General features: G+C 71.6%; 16 protein-coding genes. 6 read left to right on the plus strand and 10 right to left on the minus strand.

What is annotated here, in order from left to right:
- The first annotated feature begins 290 nt into the window (after positions 1-290).
- Complete coding sequence (locus ACFYML_RS15510) at positions 291-2,270, plus strand: zinc ribbon domain-containing protein (RefSeq protein ID WP_387421239.1); 1,980 nt, start codon at positions 291-293, stop codon at positions 2,268-2,270.
- Between the two features lie 33 nt (positions 2,271-2,303).
- On the opposite strand, the gene ACFYML_RS15515 is transcribed toward ACFYML_RS15510, so the two are convergent.
- A complete protein-coding gene (locus ACFYML_RS15515) occupies positions 2,304-2,753 on the minus strand; it encodes an SRPBCC family protein (protein WP_387421240.1) in 450 nt (149 codons plus the stop codon).
- Positions 2,754-2,891: 138 nt separating this feature from the next.
- Here ACFYML_RS15515 and ACFYML_RS15520 point away from each other — a divergent pair, with 138 nt between their 5' ends.
- The 3 genes from ACFYML_RS15520 to ACFYML_RS15530 all read left to right on the plus strand — a co-directional run bounded on the left by ACFYML_RS15520 (position 2,892) and on the right by ACFYML_RS15530 (position 5,823).
- Positions 2,892-3,644 carry a dienelactone hydrolase family protein gene (locus ACFYML_RS15520; RefSeq protein ID WP_387421241.1) on the plus strand — a complete coding sequence of 251 codons (753 nt, stop codon included), beginning with the start codon at positions 2,892-2,894 and terminating at the stop codon, positions 3,642-3,644.
- 79 nt (positions 3,645-3,723) lie between these two features.
- Positions 3,724-5,100, plus strand: coding sequence for an aromatic acid exporter family protein (locus ACFYML_RS15525; protein WP_387421242.1), 1,377 nt, complete (start codon positions 3,724-3,726; stop codon positions 5,098-5,100).
- A gap of 9 nt (positions 5,101-5,109) precedes the next feature.
- Positions 5,110-5,823: an RraA family protein gene (locus tag ACFYML_RS15530; protein WP_387421243.1), complete on the plus strand. Its 714-nt coding sequence runs from the start codon at positions 5,110-5,112 to the stop codon at positions 5,821-5,823.
- A gap of 51 nt (positions 5,824-5,874) precedes the next feature.
- On the opposite strand, the gene ACFYML_RS15535 is transcribed toward ACFYML_RS15530, so the two are convergent.
- The 7 genes from ACFYML_RS15535 to ACFYML_RS15565 form a co-directional block, all read right to left on the minus strand.
- Positions 5,875-6,486: a hypothetical protein gene (locus ACFYML_RS15535; protein ID WP_387421244.1), complete on the minus strand. Its 612-nt coding sequence runs from the start codon at positions 6,484-6,486 to the stop codon at positions 5,875-5,877.
- A gap of 232 nt (positions 6,487-6,718) precedes the next feature.
- Positions 6,719-8,587: a Xaa-Pro dipeptidyl-peptidase gene (locus tag ACFYML_RS15540; RefSeq protein ID WP_387421245.1), complete on the minus strand. Its 1,869-nt coding sequence runs from the start codon at positions 8,585-8,587 to the stop codon at positions 6,719-6,721.
- 93 nt (positions 8,588-8,680) lie between these two features.
- A complete protein-coding gene (locus ACFYML_RS15545) occupies positions 8,681-9,673 on the minus strand; it encodes a TIGR03842 family LLM class F420-dependent oxidoreductase (RefSeq protein WP_387421246.1) in 993 nt (330 codons plus the stop codon).
- A 12-nt stretch (positions 9,674-9,685) separates the two neighbouring features.
- Entirely contained in the window at positions 9,686-11,089 is a 1,404-nt protein-coding gene (hydA, locus tag ACFYML_RS15550) for a dihydropyrimidinase (RefSeq protein ID WP_387280827.1), read from the minus strand.
- Between the two features lie 156 nt (positions 11,090-11,245).
- On the minus strand, positions 11,246-12,088 hold the full coding sequence (locus ACFYML_RS15555; RefSeq protein WP_387421247.1) for a nitrilase-related carbon-nitrogen hydrolase: 843 nt from the start codon (positions 12,086-12,088) through the stop codon (positions 11,246-11,248).
- A complete protein-coding gene (locus ACFYML_RS15560) occupies positions 12,085-13,641 on the minus strand; it encodes an NCS1 family nucleobase:cation symporter-1 (protein ID WP_387421248.1) in 1,557 nt (518 codons plus the stop codon). Before ACFYML_RS15560 ends, ACFYML_RS15555 begins: the two co-directional genes overlap by 4 nt.
- Positions 13,642-13,884: 243 nt before the next feature.
- On the minus strand, positions 13,885-15,489 hold the full coding sequence (locus tag ACFYML_RS15565) for a PucR family transcriptional regulator (protein WP_387280824.1): 1,605 nt from the start codon (positions 15,487-15,489) through the stop codon (positions 13,885-13,887).
- Positions 15,490-15,617: 128 nt separating this feature from the next.
- Between ACFYML_RS15565 and ACFYML_RS15570 the strand changes: the two genes are divergently transcribed.
- Positions 15,618-16,922, plus strand: a complete 1,305-nt coding sequence (locus ACFYML_RS15570; RefSeq protein ID WP_387421250.1) for an aspartate aminotransferase family protein — start codon at positions 15,618-15,620, stop codon at positions 16,920-16,922.
- Positions 16,919-18,409: a CoA-acylating methylmalonate-semialdehyde dehydrogenase gene (locus ACFYML_RS15575; protein ID WP_387421251.1), complete on the plus strand. Its 1,491-nt coding sequence runs from the start codon at positions 16,919-16,921 to the stop codon at positions 18,407-18,409. Before ACFYML_RS15570 ends, ACFYML_RS15575 begins: the two co-directional genes overlap by 4 nt.
- A gap of 74 nt (positions 18,410-18,483) precedes the next feature.
- Here the strand turns inward: ACFYML_RS15575 and ACFYML_RS15580 are convergent, their stop codons facing one another.
- Together ACFYML_RS15580 and ACFYML_RS15585 are read right to left on the minus strand one after the other, a co-directional pair.
- A complete protein-coding gene (locus ACFYML_RS15580) occupies positions 18,484-19,293 on the minus strand; it encodes a TIGR02452 family protein (RefSeq protein ID WP_387280821.1) in 810 nt (269 codons plus the stop codon).
- Between the two features lie 43 nt (positions 19,294-19,336).
- Positions 19,337-19,528, minus strand: coding sequence for a hypothetical protein (locus tag ACFYML_RS15585; RefSeq protein ID WP_387421252.1), 192 nt, complete (start codon positions 19,526-19,528; stop codon positions 19,337-19,339).
- Positions 19,529-19,530 lie beyond the last annotated feature (2 nt).

Raw genomic sequence — 19,530 nt, forward strand, 5'->3', positions numbered from 1 at the left:
GTAGACACACCGGCACGGGAAGGCCACGAGCGGTCAGAACCGGCCATGCTGGCCTACGACCCCGCGGGCGCGCCGCGCCTCGGCTCCGGCCCAGGCTGACCAATTTGATTATGAATCGTCAGTGATCATAGATTGGTCGTGTGGACCTTCTTCGATTCTCGCAGACTGCGGCGCGTCTGTCGGTGTCCGCCTCGTGACGCTTGGTGGTTGGGCTGGTTCGGGGCGGATTCCGGTGACGCGGCCGGCCGTGAGCGTTGGTTCTGCTCGATCGATGGTGGGTCGTTGAGCCGGTGAGCGGGAAGCTGCGGCTGGGCGAAGGCGAGACGGCCCGGACTGCGTGTGCCCGGGCTGTGCTGCGCACCGGTGTGGACGAGGCAACCGGTGAGGTCCTGTCTCCGGCGGTGCTGGCGCAGCGGGTCGGGTGGTGTGCCGATCTGGTGGCAGGCATGGCGGCCGCGCTGATCGGCGCGCACTGGAACAGCGTGGATGTGGAGGTCCTGGCCGGCGGGGTGGATGCGGGCGGGCGGCGGTTGCCGTCGAACGCGTGGATGGCCCTGCGGCGGCTGGGCTGGGCGGTGACCGCGCCGGCAGGTGTGAGGGTCAATGACCGGGTCGTGCGGATGGCGCAGGAGCAGGCGGGGCGTGCGCTGCGTTCGGCGGCGTGGCGTGCCGAGGTGACCGCCGGGGTCCTGGCGGCGTGGCCGGCCGATCCGCGCAAGCGCACCCCCACCGAGTGGGATCAGGTTCGGGCCTCGACCCCCGGCGGCGAGTATCTGCCATCCAATGTCATCAAGGGCCGCACCCGGCAGGTCGTCACGTTCGCCAAGGCCAATGGTCGCCTGCCGGTGGACGTGTTCGAGTTGGAAGGCGCCCCGCGGATTCCGCGGATGCTGCTGCTGGCCGCGTGCGACCGGCAGCAGGCCACCATCGAGCGCTGCGACACCGACCCGGCGAGAGCGCTGCTGCGGCTGCAACTGCCCACCCGTCCGGATCCGCGGACGTATCGGGACTGGACGTGGGTCGCCTGCCCGATCAGGCTGCCGTCCACGGTCCCCGCCTCGGCGGTGCTGCACCTGCCCACCCTCCGCCTCACCGACGGCACGGTCCGCGCCGACATGGCATACACGCACGCCGTGCCGAAAGCCCGGTCTACCGGTCACACCGTGGCGGTCGGCGTGGACTGGGGTCTCAACACCCTCCTCAGCGCCGGAGCCCTACGACTGGGAAAGGATGGCCGGATCACGGCGTTGGGGGCGGGTGGCCAGTTCCGCGCCGCCGGGGTCCTGGCCAAGCAGCACCGCCTGCGCCGCCACAGTGAGCGGCTGCACGCCAAGGCCGACCAGTACACGCGGCTGCTCGGCGGCCGCCCCGACGAGCAGCTGAGAGCGAAACACGAGGTGCTGGCCGGCGAGATCCGCCACGTGTCCACCCGCCGCGCGAACTTAAACGACGCGCTCGCCTGGGCTGCCGCCCGCTGGACCGTCGACCAGGCCATCGCCGCTGCGGCGACCGTCATCTACCTCGAAGACCTGCGGTCGATGGAAGCCAAGGGCATGGGCGCCACCCGCAACACCCGCCTGTCCCAACAGGTCCGCGGAAAGATCAGCGACCGCATACGGCACCTCGCCGCCGAAGCCGGTGTCGCCGTGGTCACCGTCCCCGCCCGCAACACCTCCAAACACTGCCCCCAATGTTTGACCCCACTGCAGCACCGCAAAGCCCCCGACCGGCCCACCACACCGGGATGGAAATGGGCCATCTGCCCCAACACCGGCAGCTGTGGTTGGCAGGGCGACCGCGACCACGGAGCATGGCGGCGTATCGCCGCCCGTGGCCTGACCCATCAGGGCAAGGCCGTCATCGACAAGACCAGCGGGCAGATGGTGATCCGCACGGTCGCCGACGAACTCGAAGCCGCAGCCGTCGTCACCCCAAGCACCTCTAATGCCAGCCGGTGGGACCGGTCGAAGACCGGCCCCACCCGGCCCCGCACTCCACGCCCCGCGCCCAGGCGACGCGGGGCACCCTCCCCCACCCGGCCTCATGGTCAGGCGGGTAAGCGTCCGGAGGGACACGCACCAACGGACCGGAGGCTGCCCCGCGCAGCCCACCGACACCAGGGCGTGAACACGATCAGCACATCCACCACCGCCGGCCACCGGCCAGGAGGAGCAGCACTGGGCGCAGGATTCCACTTCCACGTCCATGCATCTCCACCACGATGGGAAACGATCCCGGAAACCCCATCCGACTCAGGATCGCTAAGCTGATCAGGGACGCTGACGCGAGCGGTCAGCCGAGGGTCACGTGGGGCCGGTTTCCAGGTGAGCCTTCAGCGTGGCCAGATCCTTCCGGTTCGCCCGGCGCATCGCGGCGGCCAGGACCGGAGCGGCGACCGACGCGAAGCCGCTGGGCTCGCCTCGATTGCGCAGGATCATCCGGGTGGCGCCGTCGCCGTGCGGCTCCCACCGGTAGGTGGTCTCCATCGGGAACGGCCCCTCGGCGGTCCGCATCACGAGCCGCACGTCCGGGACCAGCTCGACGATCTCGTACGTGTAGGCGAGCCGCCTACCGAGGAAGTGCGCCACGAAGGCGACCCGGGAACCGACCCGCAGGGGCGGCGGCGTCAACCATTCGACCGAGGTGATGTTCAGGTACCAAGCGGGCGCGTTCGAGGGATCGCCCGCGTAGCGGGCCACCTCGGCGACCGGACGGTCGATCACCACCTCGGACACCACATCCACCACGGGCATACCCTCCGCGTCCTGGCCACGCCGATTCCTCGTCGCATCCAGTCTGACCCGTCACCGCGCGCCCGCGCCCGCGACGGGCGGGCCTGCAACCTTGCGAGTAGCGTGCACGCCGAACGATCAACGCGAGGAGGGCGCACCGTGCAGACGACGACCGTGGACGTGCCGACCGGCGACGGAGTGGCCGACGCGTATCTCGTCCGGCCCGACGGGGACGGCCCGTTCCCGGCCGTCCTGGTCTTCATGGACGCGTACGGGCTGCGCCCGCGGCTGGCGGAGATGGCCGAGACGATCGCCGCCCGCGGCCACGTCGTGCTGGTGCCGAATCTCTTCCACCGCTTCGGTCGCGCGCCGCTGGTCGACCTCTCCGGGCTCCGCGAGCCGTCCCGGCGCGGCGCGCTGTTCGAGGAACTCGGCCCGATGATCCGCTCCCTGACCCCGGCCGTCGTCGCCCGGGACACCGCCGCCTACCTGGACTTCCTGGCCGCGCAGCCGGACGTCGCGCCCGGCCCGGTCGCCATCACCGGCTACTGCATGGGCGGCCTGAACGCGCTGCGGGCCATTGAGGCGCACCCGGACCGGATCGCCGCCGCGGCCGTCTTCCACGCCGGGCGGCTGGCCACCGACGCCCCGGACAGCCCGCACCTGGCCGTCGGCGCGGTCACCGGCGAGTTGTACTTCGGCCACGCCGACCAGGACCGGTCGATGCCGGCCGAGCAGATCGCGGTCCTGGAACAGGCCCTGGACCGTGCCGGCGTCGCCTACCGCTCCGAGGTGTACCCGGGTGCCCGCCACGGCTACACCCAGTCCGACACCTCCGAGTACGACGAGCAGGCCACCGAGCGGCACTGGGCCGCGCTGTTCGACCTGCTCGACCGCACGTTCCGCCGCTGACCGGCGAGCTGGACGCGGCGACCGGGTCAACCGTCACCAACAGGACGATTCACCCGCGTCGCGTCGGGTAACCGCCGCCATGGCCGACAAGCGGCGTTCCGCCGACACCGTCCGCTCACCCCTGAACCGGGTGACCGGGCGGGGCGAACGAGCGGTGACCCGCGTCCGCAGCCAGGGCGGACAGGCCGGCCGGCTACGCCTGCGTCAGCTGGAGGTCACCGCCGTGATCTCCGTGCAGGCCGGGCTCGCCGCCGCGCTCGCCGCCCTGCTCGCCCAGTACCTCCTCGGTCCCGGCGCGCACGTCTTCGCCCCGGCCGCCGCGGTCGGCACGATCGCCACCGCCATCGGACAGCGGGCCCGGCGGACCTTCGAGCTGCTGGTCGGGGTGGGACTCGGCATCCTCGTCGGCGACCTGTTGCGCTTTCTGCTCGGCTCCGGGTCCTGGCAGCTCGGGCTGGTCGTGGCGCTGGCGATCGCGACGGCGCTGCTGGTGGCCGGCCGGGGTGGCGCCCTGGTCGGCCAGGCCGGCGGTACGGCGGTCCTGATCTCCGCCCTGGCGCCGGTCCGGTCCGGCCTCGAGCTGCCCCGCATCTTCGACGCGCTCGTCGGCGGCCTGGTCGGCCTCGCGGTGGTCGTCCTGCTGTTGCCGGTCAATCCGATCCGGGTGCTGGACCGGGCCGCCGCGCCGATCTTCACCGTCCTCACCGAGCAGCTCGACGCGGTGGCGCACGCTTTGACCACCCGGGACGCCGACGCGGCGGTCCGCGCGTTGGAGGGGCTGCGCGGGCTGGACGCCGACGTCGGGCGGCTCAACGAGGCGCTCACCGGCGCCGGAGAGGTGGTGACGCTCGCGCCGGCCCGCTGGCACCGCCGCGCGCTGTACCACCGCTATGCCAACGGTGCGGCACACCTGGAACGGCTGATCCTCTACGCCCGGTCGGTGGCCCGTCGCTCCGCCACCGCCCTGCAGTACGACGAGCCCATCCCGGCTGCGCTCCCCGACGCCGTCTCCCGGCTCGCTGAGGCCGCACGGGCGCTGCGCCGCGCCGGCCGCTCCGGCGACGACCTGGACCGCACCCACCAGTTGACCCGGGAGAGCGCGCAACTGGCCGGCCGGGCGTGGGCCCAGGGCGTCCGCTCGTACGGTGACGGCGTGATCACCGACCTTCGTACGGCGGCCAGTGAGCTGCTGCGCGCCACCGGATGCGAGCCGGACGACGCCAACCGGATGGTGCGGACCGCCGCCGGCGCGGGTGAGGCGGAGCTGCACCCACCGATCCGGGCGCGGATGCTCCGGCCCCGGCGGCACACCCCGCGCGCCCGGCGGCGCCTGCGGCTGGAGCGGCGAGCCCATGGACGACGGGGCACGAGTTCCCGGACTAGAGCTCCGGCCCGAGGCGAGCGGCAGGCCACGGACCGGAAACTGGCCCCTCCCATGACCGGCGAGCGTGATTAGCGTCGGGTCATGACCATTTACCCGGATGAATTGCGCGACCGCTTCGCGACGCTGACCACCGCGCACGTCGCCGACGCCTGCCTGCGGGCCGCCGTGCCGGTCCGCTGCGCCCCACCCGGCGTCGGACCGGTGGTCGTCGGTGCGCGGGCCGCCGGGCGGGTGCTGCCGACCCGGCACGTCGGCAGCGTCGACATCTTCCTGGAAGCGATCGACCGGGCCGCGCCCGGCGACGTGCTGGTGGTGGACAACGGCGGACGCACCGACGAGGCGTGCGTGGGCGACCTGGTGGTGCTGGAGGCGCAGGCCGGCGGGCTGGCCGGCCTGGTCGTCTGGGGGCTGCACCGGGACACCGTCGACATCCGGGCGGTGGGGCTGCCGGTGTTCAGCCTGGGCGCCACCCCCACCGGGCCGCGACGGCTCGACCCGCGGCCGCCGGAGGCGTTGCGGTCGGCGCGGGTGGGGGAGTGGACCGTCGACCCCGACGACCTCGCGCTGGCCGACGAGGACGGGGTGCTCTTCATCCCGGCCACCCGGGCCCGGGAGTTGTTCGACCTCGCGGAGTCCATCCGGGACACCGAGCGGCGGCAGGCCGAGCGGATCCGTTCCGGCGAACCGCTGCGGGCGCAGGTGGGTTTCGGGGGCTATCTGGCCGCACGGGCCGAGAACCCGACGCTGACCTTCCGGGACCATCTGCGTGCGGTTGGCGGCGCGATCGAGGAGTGAGCTCGGCGGGGTCGCGGTCGGCGATCCCGCGGTGCGGGGGCGTCGGCCGCGTCACGCCGCCTGGGGCAGGTGCCGCAGGCGGCGGTTCCACCACCCGGGGCGAGTGTGGGCCTGCCGGCGCAACCGCCGGTGCTCCCAGTGCTGATAGGCGACGAGCACCGGCACGAGTCCGAGCATGACCGCCGGCACCCGCAGCCGGGCGGTGCGGTTCTCCCGGACCACGGCGAGCAGACCCGCGACGGCCGAGGTGTAGAGGATCGGGTTGTAGAAGGGCATCAGCTCCGGTCCCAGCCCCTCGCAGTCCTTCAACCACGGCAGGCCGGCTCTGGTGCGACGAGTTGGCCAACCGCGCAGATGAGCCGACACGGCGGCGAGCCCGAAGCCGTTCGCCGCGGCCAACAACGGGTCAGCGGACTCGTCGCGACCGGTCGCGGCCAGGACGCCGCCGGTGACGAGCGTCCAGAAACCCGCGGCGGCGTACGGCCCGATCAGCGAGGCGAGCGGCATGCCGACACCCGCTGCCAGCTCGAAGGCCACGTGTCCGGCCAGGCTGACCACGGTCAGCCGGGTCAGGGGTCGGCGCCCGACGGGTCCGGCCGGGATGCGACGAGCGCGCCGCGCGTGGCCACCGAACATCACCGGAGGCGGTCCGACGTCACGCACCGGAAATGCCCCATCCGCTCCGCCCCTCACGAGATTTGCCGCCGCTGCCGCCCGATCGCGGTCGTCCGCCCGAGCGCGGCGGGTGTACCCCGTTTTCGGCCGGGCATTCGCCACGCTGCGATCAGCGGCCGGAGCCGCGGAGCGTCGGCCGGCAACCGGGACCGGCGGGACGTCGAGGACCGCGAGCCACCGCCGGCCCGGACGACAGGAGCCGTCCGGGCCGGCGACGTACTCAGAAGCCGAGCGCCTCGCGGCCGCCGACGATCGGCAGGGTGAGGCGGCTGGAGCCGGGCTGGACGGTCAGTCGGGTGCCGCCGAGCGGCAGCAGGGTGTATTCCTGGTCGCTGGAGAAGACGACGACCCCGATGCGGTGCCCCGCCGCGAAGACGTAGTCCTTCGGCTCCAGGGTCCAGCGGTAGTCGTACATCACGCCCTGCTGGACCGCGACGGTGTGCGACCAGCCGGTCCGGTTCTGCGGATCCATCCAGCCCCGCGTCACCACGACCGGCCGCGCGGTCGAGCCGGGCGCGCCGTAGTCGACCAGGTAGACCGACAGGTTCGCGTCGGGGCGGTTGTCGATGGACATCCGCAACCGCATCTCCGGCCGCCCGGACAGGCGCACGTCGCCGGTCAGCACCGGCGAGCGGTAGACCAGCCGGTTGGCGCTGGCCGTGTCAGGACCGGCCACCAGCGTGCTCGGGCTGATCGTGCGGCCCTCGTCCACGAAGGACTGCTCGGTGCGCTGGTTCCGGGCGTCGGTGGTGATCAGGTTGCCGGGCTCGGTGGCGCTGTCGGCGGTGAGGGTCAACGCCACGTCCCGGGCGCCCGGGTCCGGCCAGTTCGCGTACGTGGTGTAGGCCCGGTTCTCACGCTGCAGGACCGCCGTGGGCTCGTCCATGATGCCGTTCTGCACGCCCCACAGCCAGTAGTCGAACCAGCGGTTCTCGGTCTGCTTGTAGGTCCACGCCTGGCCGCTCGGCAGGGTCACCGTCGCGGCGCTGCCCGGCCCGCCGTGGCCGCCCTGGTGCAGCCAGATCTTGCGCGGCACGCCGGCCGCGGCGAGCCGGTCCCACCAGCCGGCGAAGTTCTCCGTCTTCACGTTCCAGTCGTTGAGCCCGTGCACGACGAAAACGCTGGCGGTGACCTTCTTGGCGCCCGGCAGGTAGTCGCGGGCCCGCCAGAAGTCGCTGTAGTCCCCGGTGATCCGGTCCTGTTCCGCCGTCAGCTGGGCGATCTCGTCGGCGCACCGGCCTTCGGCGCGCGCCCGACCCGCCGTGTACTGCGCCAGGACGTCGAGGTCCTCGCCCTGGAAGGTGCCCGGCGCCACCACCAGCCCGTTGGCCCGGTAGTAGTCGTACCAGTTGCTGATCGCGGAGACCGGGATGATGGTCTTGAGGTTCTCGACCCCGGTCGTGGCCACCTGGTTGGGCAGCGTCCCGTTGTACGACACGCCGGTCATGCCCACCGCTCCGGTGGTCCAGTCGGCGGTGACCGACTCGCCGGCGGCGTTGTACGCCTTCGCCCGGCCGCCCAGCCAGTCGATGATGGCCTTCGTGCCCAGCGTTTCCGCCATGTCCCCACTGGTCGGGCAGCCGTCGGAGTCCGCGGTGCCGATGCTCTGCCCGAGCACCACCGCATATCCGCGGGGGACGTAGTAGTCGTCGAGGGAGCCGGGCAGGTTGGCCTTGGCCCGCTGGATCCCGATGGCCTGCGACTGGCTGCGCAGCTGCTGGGTGAGCCCGGTCTGCGGCAGCTCGTCCACCAGCACGCTCGGGTACGGCACGTCGCCCCAGGTGCCCTTGCGATAGGGGCTGTGCTCGAAGACGACGGGGACCTTGAAGCCCGCCGTGGCGGTCTCCCGGGGGCGGGAGATGTCGGCGACGACCCGGTCGAGCCGGCCGTCGTGGTCGGTGTCGAGCGGCGTCTCCACCCACACCCGTTCCTCGATGGCGTCCGCGAACGAGAACACCGGTTGGGTCATTCCGTCGCTGACGACGATGCCGGGCGTCGGCGTGGCGGCGGCTGGTGCCGCGGGCACGGCCAAGACGGTTGTGGTGGCTAGAGCGGCGGTGAAGAGAATGCGATAGCGCGGTTGGCGCACGTATACCTCCCGTGGTGGGGGCTTCCCAAGAGGATCATGGTAGTTGCGCCACTGGCCACGGTCGATGGTCGTTCGGGCGCGAATGGCGCCCGGTCAGACGTGCGCGATCACGTCCTTGCCGTACGCGGACAGGGTCTTCTCCTTGTCGTCGTGCATCAGGTAGAGGGCGAAGTTGTGCACCCCGATCTCCTTGAGTTCCTGCAGCCGGTCGACGTGGGCCGACTCGGGTCCGAGCAGGCAGAACCGGTCGACGATGCCGTCCGGGACGAAGTCGGTGGACGGGTTGCCGGCGCGGCCGTGGTGCGTGTAGTCGTAGCCCTCGCGGCCCCGGATGTAGTCGGTCAGCGCCTTCGGCACGACCCCGGAGTCGCCGTAGCGGGCGACCAGGTCGGCCACGTGGTTGCCGACCATGCCGCCGAACCAGCGCAGCTGGTCCCGCTGGTGGGCGAGGTTCGTGCCCACGTAGGCCGGCGCGGCCACGCACATGGTGATCGAGTCGGGGTCCCGGCCGGCGGCGGTGGCCGCGTCGCGTACCGAGCCGATGGTCCAGCGGGCGATGTCGGGGTCGGCCGTCTGCAGGATGAAGCCGTCGGCCTGCTCGCCGACCAGCCGCAGCGCCTTCGGGCCGTACGCGGCCATCCAGACCTCCAGCCGGCCGTCGCGTACCCATGGGATGCGCACCGGCGTGCCGTGGTGTTCGGCCTCCCGGCCCTCGGCCAGTTCCTTGATCACGTGCATGGCCTGTTTCAGCGTGGCGAGGCTCGCCGGCGGCTGGCCGATGACCCGCCGGGCCGAGTCGCCGCGACCGATCCCGCAGACGGTGCGGTTGCCGAACATCTCGTTGAGGGTGGCGAACAGCGACGCGGTGACCGACCAGTCGCGGGTGCTCGGGTTGGTCACCATCGGCCCGACGATCAGGTGCTTGGTCGCGGCGAGGACCTGCGAGTAGATGACGAACGGCTCCTGCCACAGCACGCAGGAGTCGAACGTCCAGCCGTAACGGAAGCCGTTGTCCTCGGCGGCGGTGAGCCCGGCGACGACGTCGCGGGCGGGTGGGTCGGTCTGGAGTACAACACCGAAGTCCACGGCCACTCCTTGTCAAACCAGGTACTGGCAGAGATCGCGCTTGAGGAACGTGCCGTGTCCGGCGGCGCCGTGGAACGCGCCGTCGTCGACGACGACGCGACCGCGGGACAGCACGGTGGCGACCTTCCCGGTCAGCGCCATGCCCTCGTACGCGGAATAGTCCACGTTCATGTGGTGGCTGCTCGCGGAGATGGTCTGCCGGGCCGTCGGGTCGTACACCGTGATGTCCGCGTCCGCGCCGGGCGCGATGACGCCCTTGCGGGGGTAGAGGCCGAACATCCGGGCGGGTGTGGTGGAGCTGATCTCCACCCACCGCGGCAGGGTGATCTCGCCGCGCACGACGCCCTGATAGAGCAGGTCCATCCGGTGCTCGACGCCCGGCATCCCGTTCGGGATCTTGGAGAAGTCTCCCCGGCCGAGTTCCTTCTGGTCCTTGAAGCAGAACGGGCAGTGGTCGGTGGACACCAGCGACAGGTCGTTGGTGCGCAGACCGCGCCACAGCTCCGCCTGGTGTTCCTTGGGTCGCAGCGGGGGAGAGGCGACGTACTTCGCGCCCTCGAAGTCCGGCCTGGCCAGGTCGTCCAACGACAGGAACAGGTACTGCGGGCAGGTCTCGGCGAACACGTTCTGGCCGGTGTCCCGGGCGCGGGTGACCGCATCGAGGGCGTGCGCGGCAGACAGGTGCACGATGTACAGCGGCGCGCCGGTGACCCTCGCGAGGGTGATGGCCCGGTTGGTCGCCTCGCCCTCCAGCTCGGGTGGCCGGGTCAGCCCGTGCTGCACCGGGTCGGTCTGCCCACTCGCCAGTGCCTGCAGGACGAGCTGGTCGATGGCGATGCCGTTCTCCGCATGCATCATGATCATCGAGCCGGTGTCGCGGGCCTTCTGCATCGCCCTCAGGATCTCCCCGTCGGTGGCGTAGAAGACCCCGGGGTACGCCATGAACATCTTGAAGGTGTTGACGCCCGCGTCGATGCAGGCCTCCATCTCCTTCAGCGACGTGTCGTTCACGTCCGAGATGATCATGTGGAACGCGTAGTCGATCGCGCAGTTGCCGTCCGCCTTGCTGTGCCACTTGTCCAGCGCGGACAACAGCGACGTGCCTTTGGCCTGCACCGCGAAGTCGACGATGGTCGTCGTACCGCCCCAGGCGGCCGCGATCGTGCCGGTCTCGAACGTGTCCGTCGAGAACGTGCCGCCGAACGGCATCTCCATGTGGGTGTGCCCGTCGATGCCGCCCGGCACCACGTACTTCCCGGCGGCGTCGATCACCCGCTCGGCGCCGGCCGCCCACTGCTGCGCCAGACCCGAGTCGGGTGCGGCGAGCGCCGCGATCCGCTCGCCCTCCACCAGCACGTCCGCCGGGTACGCCCCGGTGGCGTTGACGACAGTCCCGTTGCGGATGACGATGCTCATGCCGGCGCCTCGCTTCGCTCGCCGCCGTCATGAGGCACATCCGCGCAGTGCTTGATGATTCGCTCGCTGCGCTCGCTCATGCCGGCGCCTCGCTTCGCTCGCCGCCGTCATGAGGCACATCCGCGCAGTGCTTGATGATTCGCTCGCTGCGCTCGCTCATGGCTTCACCAGCGATTCGTAGGTCTCGGGCCGGCGGTCGCGGTAGAACGCCCACAGGTCGCGCACCTCGGCCAGCCTGTCCATGTCCAGGTCGCGGACGACGACCTCCTCCTCGGTGTCCGACGCCGCCGCGCCGACCAGTTGCCCGCGCGGGTCGACGAAATAGGACTGGCCGTAGAAGTCGTTGTCGCCCAACGGCTCCACCCCGACCCGGTTGATCGTCCCGACGTAGTACTCGTTCGCGACGGCGGCGGCCGGCTGCTCCAGCCGCCACAGGTACTCCGACAGGCCGCGGCTGGTGGCGGAGGGGTTGAATACGATCTTCGCGCCGGCCAGCCCCAGGGCGCGCCAACCCTCCGGGAAGTGCCGCTCGTAGCAGATGTAGACGCCGATGCGACCCACAGCGGTGTCGAAGACCGGATAGCCCAGGTTCCCCGGCCGGAAGTAGAACTTCTCCCAGAACCCCTTCACCTGCGGAATGTGGTTCTTCCGGTGCTTGCCGAGGTAGGTGCCGTCGGCGTCGATCACCGCAGCGGTGTTGTAGTAGACCCCCGGCTGCTCCTGCTCGTACATCGGCACGATCAGGACCACCCCGTGCTGCTCGGCGACCTCGCGCATCAGCGCCGTCGTCGGCCCGTCCGGGATCGCCTCCGTGTACGAGTAGTAGTCGGCGTCCTGGACCTGGCAGAAGTACGGACCGTAGAACAACTCCTGCAGGCAGACCACCTGCGCGCCCTGCGACGCGGCGCGGCGGATCGCCTCGACCGCGTTCGCGATCATGGACTCCTTCTCACCGGTCCACTTCTGCTGCACCAGCCCGGCTCGGATGATGGTGCTCACCTGACCTCCCCCTTGGCGTGGCTGCCGCGCGGTGCCGACAGCGCCAGATAAACCACGAACGCGCCGACCAGGCCGGCGACCCAGCTGTAGTCGTAGAGCGGCTTGAGGAACGGGATGAGCCCGTCCTCCGGGAACGGGCCCTTGCCGGGCGCGGAGTAGGCGCCACCGACGGCGAGGACCGCGCCGACGACGGTGGCGACGACCGCCGTCCAACTCCAGCCGCCAGAGAACCAGTACCGGCCCTCGGGGCGGTAGAGGGCGGGCAACTGCAGGCGGGTGCGGTTGCGGACCCAGTAGCCGGCGATGAGCACGCCGGCGACCGCGCCGAGCAGGCCCCCGTAGAACCCGAGCCAGACGAAGATGTAGATGTTCGGGTCCTGCACCAGCCGCCACGGCTGGATCAGGATGCCGAGTACGCCGGTGATCAGCCCGCCGGTCCGGAAGGTGATCAGCCGGGGCACGGCGTTGGAGAAGTCGTACGCCGGACTGACCGTGTTGGCCGCCACGTTCACCGACAGCGTGGCCACCACCACCGTGAACAGGCCGAGCGCGACGACCAGCGGGTTCTCGAACTTCGCGGCCAGCTGGATGGGGTCCCAGATCGCCTCGCCGTAGATCGCCGCCGTGCCCGAGGTGATCACGATCGACAGGATGGCGAAGAACGACATTGTGGTGGGCAGGCCCAGGATCTGGCCGTACGCCTGCTGCCGCTGGCTGCCACCGAACCGGGTGAAGTCGGGGATGTTCAGCGACAGGGTCGCCCAGAAGGCGATCATCGCCATCAGCGACGGCGCGAACAGCTTCCAGAAGTCGGCGCCCCAGCCCAGCTTGGACGGCTGGGACAGGATCGGGCCGAGCCCGCCCGCCTGGACCAGGACCCAGATCAGCAGCGCGACGGCGACCACGATGACGAACGGCGCGGCCCAGTTCTCGAAGCGGCGCAGGGTGTCCATGCCGCGCCAGATGATTGCCATCTCGATCGCCCAGAACAGCAGGAACGACGCCCACAGCGTCCACGGGTGGTCCATGACCTTCGCCGCGTCGACCCACCAGGAACCCAGCAGCTTGCCGGCGATCGCGTAGATCGCCTCACCGCCGATCCAGGTCTGGATGCCGAACCAGCCGCAGGCGATGAAGGCGCGCAGCAGGGCCGCGAGGTTGGCGCCCCGGACGCCGTAGAACGCGCGGGCGAAGACCGGGAACGGGATGCCGTACTTCGTCCCGGCGTGGCTGTTCAACAGCATCGGGATCAGGACGAGCAGGTTGCCCAGGGTGATGGTGAGGAACGCCTGCACCCAGTTCATGCCGAGCTGGATGAGCCCGGCGGCGAGCAGATAGCTGGGGATGTTGTGCGCCATCCCGACCCAGAGCGCCGTGAAGTTGTACGTGTTCCAGGTACGCCGCTCGATGGGCACCGGGGCGAGTTCGAGGTTGAAGTACCGGCTGTCGGCGATGGTGGAGAAATCGCGCAGCTCCACTCGGCCATCCGGATGGGTGATCTGGGTGCCCGGCTCGACCGCGGTGGCTTCGTGGGGTAGGGGTTCAACGGCCATCGGTGTCACCTCCCTGTTGCGCTGCCGCAACAGCGGCGGGCAGCCGGCGCGCGTGCTGCGGATGGGGCGGAACAGCACGATCTTTATCTCGGAATGGTGAGTGTCACGGACCCGCCACGGGCAGTGGCAAAGTGTCCACGCTTGCCATGATCACGGCACACTGTGTCCACGAGCATGGCCGCAGCGATCATGTCAATCCGCGCGGCGGACGGATTCCGGCCGCCTACCGGATTCGGCGTCGGGTCATGCGTCGTCGAGTTCGTGCACCAGCAGCGCGACGTACAGCGACAGCATCGACTCCGGGTCCTCCAACGACACCCCGAGCACCTGCGCGATCCGCGCCAACTGCTGGTAGTACGCGGTCCGCGACACGTGTGCGGCAGCCGCCGCCGCGGACTTGTTGCCGCCCTGCTCGCAGAAGCAGCGCAGCAGCTCCAGCAGCCGGCTGTGATGGTTGGCGTCCCGCGCCAGCAGCGGACCCAGCTCGCGGTCCGCGAAGGCCCGGACCCGATCGTCGTCGCGCAACAGGTGCAGCAGGCCGCGCAGGCGCACGTTGTCCAGCCGGTGGTACAGCTGCGTGCCGGGGGCGCGCAGGGCCGCCCCCGCCACGTGAGCGGCCTCGCCCAGACTGCGGCGTACCTCGGCGACGTGCGACACGGTGGTGCCGACCGCCACCAGCACCGGACCGGCCGCCGAGCGGTGCACCTCCCGGGCCAACCGGCGCAGCACCGCGTCGACCCCGGCCTGCGCCGGCAACGACAACAGCGCGCGTACGGTCGTGTCGTCCACCACGCCCACCAGGGCGGGCACCGCCACCCGCCGCGCCGCCAGCGCGGTCGCCTCCGCGAGGTCCCGCAACACCTCCTGCGTGGCCAGCGCGGGGGCCCGGGGCGTCCCGGTGGCCGGGCGGATCGCCATCCCGACCAACTGCCGCCGCTCGACGCCGACCCCCAGCGCCGCCGCCCGGGCGGCCAGGTCCGGCGGCGGTACGGCCTGACCGAGCAGCTGCGCGAGCAGCATCCGGTGCGTCTGCCGCTCCAGACTTTCCCGGTCCCGCGCCACGAGCCGATGCACCGCCAACGCCGACGCGGCCCGCTCGGCGACCACCACGTGCCGGTGCGGTGGCGGGTCCGGTGAGAGCAGGACCAACCGCCCCCAGTCGGCGCCCTGCGCCCCGACCATGGTGGCCAACCAACCCGCGTCCTCGTCGTAGGCGGTCCGCTCGGGCGCGGCCACCGACCGGGACCGCTGCCCCCAGTCGGCCAGCAACTCCGTCGGGTCCCGGCCGGCCGCGTCGTACGCGAGCACCTCGTGCCCCAGCGTCTCCAGCACCACCGGCAGCCCGGAGATCCGGGCCACCTCGCGCAGCACCTCCGCCGGATCCGCACCGGCCACGGTGAGCGAGGTGAACGTCTCGTGCACCTGCTCGGCGGCCCGCAGCTCGGCGAGCTGCGCGTCGACGATCAGCGCCACCACCGCCTCGGTGACGGACACGAATGGGGTCTCCTGCGCCAGCGTGATCAGGGGCAGCCGATGCCGGTTGGCCGCCGCCACCAACGCCTCCGGCAGCTGGCCGCTCCACCGCCGGACCAGCTCGATGACCAGCCCCGCCGCGTGCACCGCGGCCAGGTCGTCCACGTACCTCGCCAGGGCCGCGGCCTCGTCGGGCAGCGCGATGCCGGTGGTGAGCACCAGCTCCCCGCCGCGTAGCAGGTGCGCGATGTCGGCTACCTCCGCCACATGGACCCAGCGCACCCGGCCCTGCATGCCGGCCGAACCGGCCACCACCTGCGGCTTTCCGCGCCGGATCACCGGCAGTGCGATGGCTTCTGCGACGGAGGGGTACATCGCGGCTCCCAGGGGAGGGACTGCACACAACGTAATGGTGCGGCGACCACAGCGGTACAGGTTGTGCGTAGCGGTTGCACAACGATTGCCGCCACACTCGCCGTGGGGACGAGTTACGGGAGGACGCGATGGCCCACCGCGAGCTGCTGGCCCGACACCGATCCGTGCTGCCGAACTGGCTGGCGTTGTACTACGAGCAGCCCATCGAGATCGCCGGTGCGCACGGCCGCCGGGTGACCGATCGTGAGGGGCGGACCTACCTGGACTTCTTCGCCGGCATCCTCACCAACGCCATCGGCTACGACATCGCCGAGATCAGCGACGCGATCCGGTCACAGGTCGACACCGGCGTGCTGCACTCGTCCACGCTGTACCTGATCCAGTCGCAGGTCGAGCTGGCGGAGAAGATCGCGCAGCTGTCCGGCATCCCGGACGCGAAGGTGTTCTTCACCAACTCGGGCACCGAGGCGAACGAGACCGCACTCATGCTCGCCACCCAGCACCGCCGCAGCGAACAGGTGCTCGCCCTGCGCAACTCGTACCACGGCCGGGCCTTCGCCACCATCGCGATCACCGGCATCCGCGGCTGGTCGGCCAGCGCGCTCAGCCCGGTCAAGGTGAGCTGGGTGCACGGCGGCTACCGCTACCGCAGTCCGTTCCGCGACCTGTCCGACGCGGACTACATCAGGGCGTGCGTGGCCGACCTGCGCGAGGTCATCGAGACGACCACGGCCGGCGACGTCGCCTGCATGATCGTCGAGCCGATCCAGGGGGTCGGCGGCTTCGCCTCCCCGCCGGACGGACTGTTCGGGGAGTTCAAGAAGGTGCTCGACGAGTACGGCATCCTCCTCGTGTCCGACGAGGTGCAGACCGGCTGGGGCCGCACCGGCGAGCACTTCTGGGGCATCCAGGCGCACGGCGTCGTACCCGACGCGATCACCTTCGCCAAGGGCCTGGGCAACGGCCTCGCGATCGGCGGCGTGGTCGCCCGGGCCGACCTGATGGACTGCCTACGGGCCAACTCGATCTCCACCTTCGGCGGCAACCCGCTGGCCACCACCGGCGCGCTGGCGGCGCTGACCTACCTGCTGGAGCACGACCTGCAGGCCAACGCCGCACAGCTGGGCACCCGCCTGCTGGACGGCCTGCGCGCGGTCGCCGCGGCCCATCCCGTGGTCGGCGACGTGCGCGGCAAGGGCCTGATGATCGCGCTGGAGTTCGTCGGCCCCGACGGCGAGCCCCATCCGGCGGCCGCGACCGCGCTGCTGGAGGAGACCCGGGAACGCGGCCTGCTCGTCGGCAAGGGCGGCCTGTACGGCAACGTCATCCGCCTCGCGCCACCGATGACCCTGACCCGGGCCGAGGCGGAGGAGGCGCTGGAGATCCTCACCCAGTCGATCGAGGCGGTGGCCAAGGAGGTGCAGCCCCGATGAGGACCACCCACTGGATCGGCGGCAAGCCGTGGCACGGCGTCGCCGAGCGCACCGGAGACGTCTACGACCCCGCCACCGGCCAAGTCGCCGGACAGGTCGACTTCGCCACCGCCGCGGTCGTCGACGAGGCGGTCGCCACCGCCCGCGAGGCGTTCACCCGCTGGCGCACCGCCTCCCTCGCCCAGCGGACCACCGTGCTGTTCGCCTTCCGGGAACTGCTGAACACCCGCCGGGCCGACCTCGCCGCCATCATCACCGCCGAGCACGGCAAGGTCCTCTCCGACGCGGCCGGGGAGATCCAGCGCGGGTTGGAGAACGTCGAGTTCGCCTGCGGCATCCCGCAGCAGCTCAAGGGCGGATACAGCGAGAACGCCTCGACCCAGGTCGACGTGTACTCCCTACGACAGCCGCTCGGCGTGGTCGGTGTGATCTCCCCCTTCAACTTCCCGGCCATGGTGCCGTTGTGGTTCGTGCCGAACGCCATCGCGTGCGGCAACACCGTGGTGCTCAAACCGAGCGAGAAGGACCCGTCCGCGGCGAACTTCCTGGCCGAGCTGTTCGCGGAGGCCGGGCTGCCGGACGGGGTGTGCAACGTGGTGCACGGCGACAAGGAGGCGGTCGACCGGATCCTCGAGCATCCGCACGTCAAGGCCGTCTCGTTCGTCGGCTCCACCCCGATCGCCCGCTACGTCTACCAGAGCGGCACCCGGCACGGGAAGCGGGTGCAGGCGCTCGGCGGCGCGAAGAACCACATGGTCGTGCTGCCCGACGCCGACCTCGACCTCGCCGCCGACGCCGCCGTCTCGGCCGGCTTCGGCTCGGCCGGCGAACGCTGCATGGCCATCTCCGTCGTCGTCGCGGTCGACCCGGTCGGCGACGAGCTGGTCGCCAAGATCAGCGAGCGGATGGCCGCCCTGCACGTCGGCGACGGCCGCCGCCCCGGCTGCGAGATGGGACCGCTGGTCACCGGCGCCCACCGGGATCGGGTGACGGCGTACCTGGACGCCGGCCGGGCCGCGGGCGCGCAGCTCGTGGTCGACGGGCGGAACCACCCCGTCGACGGCGAGCAGGCCGGCTTCTGGCTCGGCCCGACCCTGTTCGACCACGTCGACACCGACATGTCCGTCTACACCGACGAGATCTTCGGGCCGGTGCTGTCGGTGCTGCGGGTGCCCAGCTACGACGCGGCCGTCGAGCTGGTCAACGCCAACCCGTGGGGCAACGGCACCGCCATCTTCACCAACGACGGCGGCGCGGCCCGCCGGTACCAGAACGAGATCGAGGTCGGCATGGTCGGGGTGAACGTCCCCATCCCGGTCCCGGTGTCCTACTACTCCTTCGGCGGCTGGAAGGACTCCCTGTTCGGCGACGCCCACGCGTACGGGCCGGAGGGGGTGAACTTCTTCGTCAGGTCCAAGGTGGTCACCAGTCGCTGGCCCGACCCCTCCCACGGCGGGGTCAGCCTCGGCTTCCCGCAGAACCGCTGACCACCGGCCGACCCGGCGGCTGCCCGCCTGACCGGACCGCCCCCGGGCGGTGGTTGGTGGGGTACTGACCTCCGTCACGACGCCCCGAAGCGGTCGGCGAACGCGGCCTCGACCGGCCCGCCGGCCCGGTCGAGCACCGCGAAGGTGACCTGGTCGAACCAGCCCGCCGCGTCGGCCAGGGCCAGCGCGAACGCCTCCGCCACCGTGGCCGGGTCATTGCGGAACACGCCGCAGCCCCACGCGCCGAGCACCAACCGCCGGTGGCCGTGCGCCGCCGCGACGGCCAGCACCCGACGGGCCCGGGTACGCAGCGCCGGGGCGACCCGCTCAGCGTCGGCGGGCTGGTTGCGCAGCACCGCGCCGCGGTTGGGGGCGGCGGCGGTCAGGAACGACACCTCGTGGGCGGCGTCGAGCAGCCGACCCTTGTCGTCGCGGAACACCGGCACCCGCGGCGAGTGGATGACGCGGTCGCTGTAGAGCAGGTCCCGCTGCGCGCGGTGGAAGTCGTAGAACCCGGGGACCGCGGTCAGGCAGGGGAAGAGCGCCGAGGCCCGGGCGATGCTCTCCTCCTGCGCCTGCGCCCCGGTGCGGAACCCGCCGCCCGGGTTCTTCGCCGAGGCGAACACCAGCGCGGCGACGTCCCCGCCTCGGGCGAGGCGGCGGGCGGCCAGCAGCGTGCTCTCCCCGGTCACCTCCACCGCCGGGGCCGCGTCACCGGTGGGTGGGGTGGGCAGCGGGTCGTCGGGCAGGTGCAGGCGGGTGCCGGCGACGGCGGCGCGGACCGGGTCGGTGAGCTCGACGGGCTCGCCGTGCCCGTTGAGGTACCGGCCGGCGTCGAGGATGTCCAGGGTGTCGCGGGCGATGGCCCGCAGCCGCGTACTCATGATCGCCTGATTGTGCGGCAGCGGTCCGGGGCGCGACGACCGGTTATCGGGCCGGCAGGTGCTGGACGAGTTGGATCGGGTTGCCGTCCGGGTCGGCCGTCCAGGCGATCAGCAGCCGGTCGAGCCAGACGTGCGGGGCGGCCAGTGCGGGTGCGCCGTCGGCGGTGAGCGCCGCGTACGCGGCGGCCGTGTCGTCGGTCCAGAGGACGACCGCCGCGCGCTGTCCCGACGGCACCG

The sequence above is a fragment of the Micromonospora sp. NPDC007230 genome (genome assembly GCF_042869115.1).
GTDB lineage: Bacteria > Actinomycetota > Actinomycetes > Mycobacteriales > Micromonosporaceae > Micromonospora.

Coding starts and splice junctions, on each gene's coding strand:
- ACFYML_RS15560 (WP_387421248.1), bottom strand. CDS start 13,641: ATGGCCGTTGAACCCCTACCCCACGAAGCCACCGCGGTCGAGCCGGGC.
- ACFYML_RS15570 (WP_387421250.1), top strand. CDS start 15,618: ATGGCCCACCGCGAGCTGCTGGCCCGACACCGATCCGTGCTGCCGAAC.
- ACFYML_RS15515 (WP_387421240.1), bottom strand. CDS start 2,753: ATGCCCGTGGTGGATGTGGTGTCCGAGGTGGTGATCGACCGTCCGGTC.
- ACFYML_RS15580 (WP_387280821.1), bottom strand. CDS start 19,293: ATGAGTACGCGGCTGCGGGCCATCGCCCGCGACACCCTGGACATCCTC.
- ACFYML_RS15530 (WP_387421243.1), top strand. CDS start 5,110: ATGACCATTTACCCGGATGAATTGCGCGACCGCTTCGCGACGCTGACC.
- hydA (WP_387280827.1), bottom strand. CDS start 11,089: ATGAGCATCGTCATCCGCAACGGGACTGTCGTCAACGCCACCGGGGCG.
- ACFYML_RS15525 (WP_387421242.1), top strand. CDS start 3,724: ATGGCCGACAAGCGGCGTTCCGCCGACACCGTCCGCTCACCCCTGAAC.
- ACFYML_RS15575 (WP_387421251.1), top strand. CDS start 16,919: ATGAGGACCACCCACTGGATCGGCGGCAAGCCGTGGCACGGCGTCGCC.
- ACFYML_RS15565 (WP_387280824.1), bottom strand. CDS start 15,489: ATGTACCCCTCCGTCGCAGAAGCCATCGCACTGCCGGTGATCCGGCGC.